The sequence below is a fragment of the Escherichia sp. MOD1-EC7003 genome (assembly GCF_002965065.1).
GTDB lineage: Bacteria > Pseudomonadota > Gammaproteobacteria > Enterobacterales > Enterobacteriaceae > Escherichia.
In genome coordinates this window covers 1-7,116 of record NZ_PTRE01000189.1, presented here as the reverse complement: position 1 = coordinate 7,116, position 7,116 = coordinate 1, and the positions used below count along the sequence as shown (strand labels likewise).

The following is a 7,116-nucleotide window of genomic DNA, read 5'->3' as shown; positions in this document are numbered from 1 at the left end:
GCCCTGGAAAGTTGATCTGAGCTCTCAGTAAATATCAATACGGTTCTGACGAGCCGCTTACGTCTATATATAAACTTACGTTATATATCCTGAAAGCAGGAAAATCTTAAACTATGAGGGTAACGGGAGTGAGTACGCCCTCCCGCAGGAGAGCGTACGGAGTATCAGAGCGGATTCTTTTTGTTGCGAATCAGGTTGAGGCTTTCAACCGCAATAGAGAAGAACATCGCGAAGTAGATGTAACCTTTCGGTACGTGAATGTCGAAACTTTCCAGAATCAGGGTAAAGCCCACCAGAATCAGGAAAGAGAGTGCCAGCATTTTTACCGAAGGATGGCGTTCGACAAAATCACCAATCGAGCGCGCGGCGAACATCATCACGCCTACGGCAATCACCACTGCTGCCATCATAATAAACAGGTGATCTGACAGACCCACAGCGGTAATCACTGAGTCGAGGCTGAAGATAATATCCAGCAGCATAATCTGCACGATAGCGCCGAGGAACGAGGTGACGCGTGTTTTCAGTCCTTCCTCTTGACCTTCGATGGATTCGTGGATTTCCTTGCTGGATTTCCAGATAAGGAACAAGCCACCCAGAAGTAGAATCAAATCACGGGCAGAAATTTCCTGACTGAATATTGTAAAAAGCGGATTTGTCAGGCGCGTAACCCAGGCGATTGATGCCAGCAGCGCCAGACGCATAACCATGGCTCCAGCCAGCCCCAGACGGCGTGCATGAGCACGTTGTGCTGTGGGGAGCTTTGCCACCACCAGAGAAAGGAAAATGATATTGTCGATCCCAAGAACGATCTCCAGCAGCGTCAGCGTACCGAGCGCAAGCCAGGCGTTAGGATCGGTTATCCATGCAAATAACATCTAAAAAGCCCTGCCAAAAAAAATGAAGCGGTAATTATATGCCCGGAAAGCGGCAGGTCAAAGCGGATGGCTACTGGATCAGAAAATGACGGGCCAGTAGCGCACTGGTGAAATTCTTTTTCAAATAAAAGCCGCGTGGCAGCGTCAGAATCCGTTCGCCCCGGGCTCCAATGGCTTCGGTAAGCGCTTTCGCATTTGCTGCTTTCGGTCGTATCTGTAAATATTCCCCGTGGCGAGCGGTGATCCGCTCAACCTGACCGAGAACAATCATATCCATTAATTCTTCCCAGTCTTCGCGCAGTTGCCGGTCTTCCTCTTCATTCGGGCTCCACAGCAACGGTGACCCTACGCGACGCTGCGCCAGCGGAATGCTGCGCTCGCCTTCAACCGGTATCCACAGCACGCGTTTGAGTTTGTGGCGTACATGGCTGGTTTCCCAGGTCACTCCGCTATTTCCCGTTAAAGGGGCAACACAAACAAATGTTGTTTCCAGCGGACGACCAAGACTATCCACAGGAATAGTTTTAAGTTCCACGCCCAGAGCAGCAAAATCTTGCTCAGGTTTACTCCCTGCACTGGCACCTAGCCAGATCTCCAGTAACACGCCTATCCAGCCCTTATCGCGTTTTAAATTCTCTGGCGTAACCAGCCCGGCAAGTGCCGCCAGTTCTCCTAATGTATAACCAGAAAGTTGCTGTGCTTGCGCTAACAACTGTGCTTCAGTTTCGGGAGGAGAAGGCAGTGGGCGAGGTTGGGACATGTCGTGATACCTTGGTTAAAAAAAGAACAGCAATTCTGTGTCGAATATTCGCAGTGTAACTTTTTCCACATGCGTTGTTCAATTATCTGATTTATATTGTTTTTTAGGTTGTCGATAATCCAGTTGCGCAACACTGAAACGGGTTTTCCAAATCTGGTCACTGAAAATAAACAGGATCTTACACCATGTTATCCACAGAAAGCTGGGATAACTGTGAAAAACCTCCACTACTGTTTCCATTTACAGCCTTGACGTGCGACGAAACTCCAGTTTTTGGTGGTTCAGTGCTTAACTTAGTGGCACATTCTGTGGATAAATACGGCGTTGGTTGATCTTTCGCCAACCCGTAAAAGAGTGGTGTGACCGGGGTCACGAATTTCTCTATTTTATTACTCTGATTGCATGTAATGTATTGACTGATAATGAATATTTTAAAATGCCTATATCTGGTCTATTCAGAATGCTCGGGGTTTTCCCGTAGTAATTCCGTAGTTCTTCACAACTCTATCCACAGAAAAGGTGAATAAAAACGGCTATCCACCCCTTCCTCTGTTTATAACTCTGCACATAACTGTGAGGTATTCAATTGTTATTAGTGTGTAATGCCCTGCAGAGAGTGGTTTACCGTCTTCCAGGAGTATGAAACAATCATTCGTATATAAAGCTTTATTTTGAGGTAGTCCGGTGATTGATGACGATGGCTACCGCCCAAACGTAGGTATCGTGATTTGTAATCGCCAGGGGCAGGTAATGTGGGCCCGGCGATTTGGTCAGCACTCCTGGCAATTTCCGCAAGGTGGAATTAACCCCGGAGAATCCGCAGAACAGGCGATGTACCGTGAATTGTTTGAAGAAGTAGGATTAAGCCGCAAAGACGTTCGAATCCTTGCTTCAACGCGTAACTGGTTGCGCTACAAATTACCGAAACGTTTGGTGCGTTGGGACACGAAGCCGGTTTGTATCGGCCAAAAACAAAAATGGTTTCTCTTACAGCTGGTGAGCGGCGATGCAGAAATCAATATGCAAACCAGCAGCACACCAGAGTTTGACGGCTGGCGATGGGTAAGTTACTGGTATCCGGTCAGACAGGTGGTGTCATTTAAACGTGATGTCTACCGTAGGGTAATGAAAGAGTTCGCGAGTGTGGTGATGGCGCTGCAAGAAAATACGCCAAAACCACAAAACGCATCTGCTTATCGACGTAAAAGAGGTTAAGTCACGCCAATTATGCTCACTCGCCTGCGCGAAATAGTCGAAAAGGTAGCCAGCGCACCACGCCTGAATGAGGCGTTAAATATTCTGGTTACTGACATCTGTCTTGCGATGGATACCGAGGTCTGTTCGGTCTACCTGGCCGATCATGACCGACGTTGCTACTACCTGATGGCGACCCGGGGGCTGAAAAAACCACGCGGTCGCACTGTAACGCTCGCGTTTGATGAAGGGATCGTCGGTCTGGTTGGCAGGCTGGCGGAACCGATAAACCTTGCAGACGCGCAAAAGCACCCCAGCTTCAAATACATCCCCTCCGTAAAAGAAGAACGTTTCCGCGCGTTTTTAGGTGTGCCAATTATTCAACGTCGCCAGTTGCTTGGTGTACTGGTGGTACAGCAACGAGAGTTGCGTCAGTACGACGAAAGTGAAGAATCCTTCCTGGTTACGCTTGCCACCCAGATGGCAGCCATTCTTTCTCAGTCGCAGTTGACTGCCTTGTTTGGGCAATATCGCCAGACGCGTATCCGCGCATTACCGGCAGCGCCCGGTGTGGCGATTGCCGAAGGCTGGCAAGATGCAACATTACCCTTAATGGAACAGGTGTATCAGGCATCAACGTTGGATCCGGCACTAGAACGCGAGCGGCTGACCGGGGCGCTGGAAGAAGCGGCTAACGAGTTTCGCCGCTACAGCAAACGCTTTGCCGCCGGTGCACAAAAAGAAACAGCGGCTATTTTCGATCTTTACTCGCACCTGCTTTCGGACACCCGACTGCGTCGCGAATTGTTTGCCGAGGTAGATAAAGGCTCGGTGGCAGAGTGGGCAGTAAAAACGGTCATTGAAAAATTTGCCGAACAGTTTGCCGCGCTCAGCGATAATTATCTAAAAGAGCGGGCAGGCGATTTACGTGCGCTGGGTCAGCGATTGCTGTTTCATCTTGATGACGCTAATCAAGGGCCAAACGCCTGGCCGGAACGTTTCATTCTGGTTGCCGATGAACTGTCAGCGACAACCCTTGCAGAGCTGCCCCAGGATCGCTTAGTCGGCGTTGTCGTGCGCGACGGCGCGGCCAACTCCCATGCTGCGATCATGGTACGTGCGCTGGGGATCCCTACCGTGATGGGCGCGGATATTCAGCCTTCAGTGCTGCACCGTCGGACGCTGATCGTTGATGGTTATCGTGGTGAATTGCTGGTCGATCCGGAGCCGGTACTGCTGCAAGAATATCAGCGGCTGATTAGCGAAGAGATTGAGCTTAGCCGTCTGGCAGAAGATGACGTCAATTTACCCGCGCAGCTAAAAAGCGGTGAGCGTATAAAAGTCATGCTCAATGCCGGGTTAAGCCCGGAACATGAAGAAAAACTGGGCAGCCGTATTGATGGTATAGGTCTTTATCGCACTGAAATCCCCTTCATGTTGCAAAGTGGTTTTCCATCGGAAGAAGAACAGGTGGCGCAGTATCAGGGGATGCTGCAAATGTTAAATGATAAACCCGTCACCTTGCGTACGCTGGATGTCGGAGCGGATAAGCAACTGCCTTACATGCCGATCAGCGAAGAGAATCCATGCCTTGGCTGGCGTGGAATTCGCATTACGCTCGATCAGCCGGAGATCTTCTTGATCCAGGTGCGGGCGATGCTGCGCGCCAATGCCGCAACGGGCAACCTGAACATTCTGTTGCCGATGGTCACAAGCCTCGATGAAATTGACGAAGCACGTCGCCTGATTGAACGCGCCGGACGTGAAGTCGAGGAGATGATCGGTTACGAAATTCCCAAACCACGTATCGGCATCATGCTGGAAGTGCCGTCAATGGTATTTATGCTGCCGCATCTGGCAAATCGGATCGATTTTATCTCTGTTGGCACCAACGATCTGACTCAATACATCCTGGCCGTTGATCGCAACAACACCCGGGTGGCGAACATTTATGACAGTCTTCATCCTGCAATGCTACGTGCACTGGCGATGATCGCCCGTGAAGCGGAAATACATGGCATCGATCTCCGTTTGTGCGGTGAAATGGCGGGCGATCCCATGTGCGTGGCAATCCTCATTGGGCTTGGTTATCGCCATCTGTCTATGAACGGACGTTCTGTTGCGCGCGTAAAATACCTGCTGCGGCGCATTGATTTTGCCGAAGCCGAAAATCTTGCGCAGCGCAGTCTGGAAGCGCAGCTGGCGACCGAAGTTCGCCATCAGGTTGCAGCCTTTATGGAGCGTCGCGGCATGGGCGGGCTGATTCGCGGAGGGTTATAGCGCGGATCATATACATATCTTTTAACGGTATCCGGCAACTAGCCTGGTCCCCTTGTGCTATTATTCGCACCTTTGGAGCGCCTGAAACCTGCGGCGCGCATTTCAATCGCTGTTCTCTTTCAGCGAAATAACAAGAACTTGTGGTGACAGATGACCAGTAGCTATCTGCATTTTCCGGAGTTTGATCCGGTCATTTTCTCAATAGGACCCGTGGCGCTTCACTGGTACGGCCTGATGTATCTGGTGGGTTTCATTTTTGCAATGTGGCTGGCAACACGTCGGGCGAATCGTCCGGGAAGTGGTTGGAGCAAAAATGAAGTTGAAAACTTACTCTATGCGGGTTTCCTCGGCGTCTTTCTCGGGGGACGTATTGGTTATGTTCTGTTCTACAATTTCCCGCAGTTTATGGCCGATCCGCTGTATCTGTTCCGTGTCTGGGACGGCGGTATGTCCTTCCACGGTGGCCTGATTGGCGTTATCGTGGTGATGATTATCTTCGCCCGCCGTACTAAACGTTCCTTCTTCCAGGTTTCTGATTTTATTGCACCACTCATTCCGTTTGGCCTTGGCGCCGGGCGTCTGGGCAACTTTATTAACGGTGAATTGTGGGGCCGCGTTGACCCGAACTTCCCGTTTGCCATGTTGTTCCCTGGCTCCCGTACAGAAGATATTTTGCTGCTGCAAACCAACCCGCAGTGGCAATCCATTTTCGACACTAACGGTGTGCTGCCGCGCCACCCATCACAGCTTTATGAGCTGCTGCTGGAAGGTGTGGTGCTGTTTATTATCCTCAACCTGTATATTCGTAAACCGCGCCCAATGGGCGCTGTCTCAGGCTTGTTCCTGATTGGCTACGGCGCATTTCGTATCATTGTTGAGTTTTTCCGTCAGCCCGACGCGCAGTTTACCGGAGCCTGGGTGCAGTACATCAGCATGGGGCAAATTCTTTCCATCCCGATGATTGTCGCGGGTGTGATCATGATGGTCTGGGCATATCGTCGCAGCCCACAGCAACACGTTTCCTGAGGAACCATGAAACAGTATTTAGAACTGATGCAAAAAGTGCTCGACGAAGGCACACAGAAAAACGACCGTACCGGAACCGGAACACTTTCCATTTTTGGTCATCAGATGCGTTTTAACCTGCAGGATGGATTCCCGCTGGTGACAACCAAACGTTGCCACCTGCGTTCCATCATCCACGAACTGCTGTGGTTCCTGCAGGGCGACACTAACATTGCTTATCTACACGAAAACAACGTCACCATCTGGGACGAATGGGCCGATGAAAACGGCGACCTCGGGCCAGTGTATGGTAAACAGTGGCGCGCCTGGCCAACGCCAGATGGTCGTCATATTGACCAGATCACTACGGTACTGAACCAGCTGAAAAACGACCCCGATTCTCGCCGCATTATTGTTTCAGCGTGGAACGTAGGCGAACTGGATAAAATGGCGCTGGCGCCGTGCCATGCGTTCTTCCAGTTCTATGTGGCAGACGGCAAACTCTCTTGCCAGCTTTATCAGCGCTCCTGTGACGTCTTTCTCGGCCTGCCGTTTAACATTGCCAGCTACGCGTTACTGGTGCATATGATGGCGCAGCAGTGCGATCTGGAAGTGGGTGATTTTGTCTGGACCGGTGGCGATACGCACCTGTACAGCAACCATATGGATCAAACGCATCTGCAATTAAGCCGCGAACCGCGTCCGTTGCCGAGGCTGATTATCAAACGTAAACCCGAATCCATCTTCGACTATCGTTTCGAAGACTTTGAGATTGAAGGCTACGATCCACATCCGGGCATTAAAGCGCCGGTGGCTATCTAATTACGAAACATCCTGCCAGAGCCGACGCCAGTGTGCGTCGGTTTTTTTTATCCTCCGTTAAATACTTCGAGACGCCTTCCCGAAATTATGCAACGTCCTGCAACGGCGTAAATAGTCCGTAAGCGGCTCGTCAGAACCGTATTGATATTTACTGAGAGCTCAGATCAACTTTCCAGG

Annotated in this window: 7 protein-coding genes; 5 read left to right on the top strand and 2 right to left on the bottom strand. The window is 50.7% G+C overall.

Annotated elements, in window-relative coordinates; translation table 11 throughout:
• Window positions 1–164 precede the first annotated feature (164 nt).
• Both A7090_RS23305 and mutH read right to left on the bottom strand, forming a co-directional pair.
• Entirely contained in the window at window positions 165–878 is a 714-nt protein-coding gene (locus A7090_RS23305) for a TerC family protein (RefSeq protein WP_105275703.1), read from the bottom strand.
• Window positions 879–948: 70 nt separating this feature from the next.
• Window positions 949–1,638 carry a DNA mismatch repair endonuclease MutH gene (mutH, locus tag A7090_RS23300; RefSeq protein WP_105275702.1) on the bottom strand — a complete coding sequence of 230 codons (690 nt, stop codon included), beginning with the start codon at window positions 1,636–1,638 and terminating at the stop codon, window positions 949–951.
• A gap of 185 nt (window positions 1,639–1,823) precedes the next feature.
• Between mutH and ygdT the strand changes: the two genes are divergently transcribed.
• The 5 genes from ygdT (at window position 1,824) to thyA (ending at window position 6,939) form a co-directional block, all read left to right on the top strand.
• Window positions 1,824–1,970, top strand: coding sequence for a protein YgdT (gene ygdT, locus A7090_RS27100; RefSeq protein WP_274541185.1), 147 nt, complete (start codon window positions 1,824–1,826; stop codon window positions 1,968–1,970).
• Between the two features lie 352 nt (window positions 1,971–2,322).
• Window positions 2,323–2,853 carry an RNA pyrophosphohydrolase gene (gene rppH / locus A7090_RS23295; RefSeq protein ID WP_000564487.1) on the top strand — a complete coding sequence of 177 codons (531 nt, stop codon included), beginning with the start codon at window positions 2,323–2,325 and terminating at the stop codon, window positions 2,851–2,853.
• 12 nt (window positions 2,854–2,865) lie between these two features.
• Window positions 2,866–5,112 (top strand): phosphoenolpyruvate--protein phosphotransferase, encoded by a 2,247-nt coding sequence (ptsP, locus tag A7090_RS23290; RefSeq protein WP_105275701.1) that lies wholly within the window; start codon window positions 2,866–2,868, stop codon window positions 5,110–5,112.
• 150 nt (window positions 5,113–5,262) lie between these two features.
• Window positions 5,263–6,138, top strand: coding sequence for a prolipoprotein diacylglyceryl transferase (gene lgt / locus A7090_RS23285; protein ID WP_105275700.1), 876 nt, complete (start codon window positions 5,263–5,265; stop codon window positions 6,136–6,138).
• Window positions 6,139–6,144: 6 nt separating this feature from the next.
• Window positions 6,145–6,939 (top strand): thymidylate synthase, encoded by a 795-nt coding sequence (gene thyA / locus A7090_RS23280; protein ID WP_105275699.1) that lies wholly within the window; start codon window positions 6,145–6,147, stop codon window positions 6,937–6,939.
• Window positions 6,940–7,116: the final 177 nt, after the last annotated feature.

What these genes read in the sequence shown, in the direction of transcription:
- thyA (WP_105275699.1), top strand. Translation starts at nt 6,145, where the DNA reads ATGAAACAGTATTTAGAACTGATGCAAAAAGTGCTCGACGAAGGCACA.
- lgt (WP_105275700.1), top strand. Translation starts at nt 5,263, where the DNA reads ATGACCAGTAGCTATCTGCATTTTCCGGAGTTTGATCCGGTCATTTTC.
- ygdT (WP_274541185.1), top strand. Translation starts at nt 1,824, where the DNA reads ATGTTATCCACAGAAAGCTGGGATAACTGTGAAAAACCTCCACTACTG.
- mutH (WP_105275702.1), bottom strand. Translation starts at nt 1,638, where the DNA reads ATGTCCCAACCTCGCCCACTGCCTTCTCCTCCCGAAACTGAAGCACAG.
- A7090_RS23305 (WP_105275703.1), bottom strand. Translation starts at nt 878, where the DNA reads ATGTTATTTGCATGGATAACCGATCCTAACGCCTGGCTTGCGCTCGGT.
- ptsP (WP_105275701.1), top strand. Translation starts at nt 2,866, where the DNA reads ATGCTCACTCGCCTGCGCGAAATAGTCGAAAAGGTAGCCAGCGCACCA.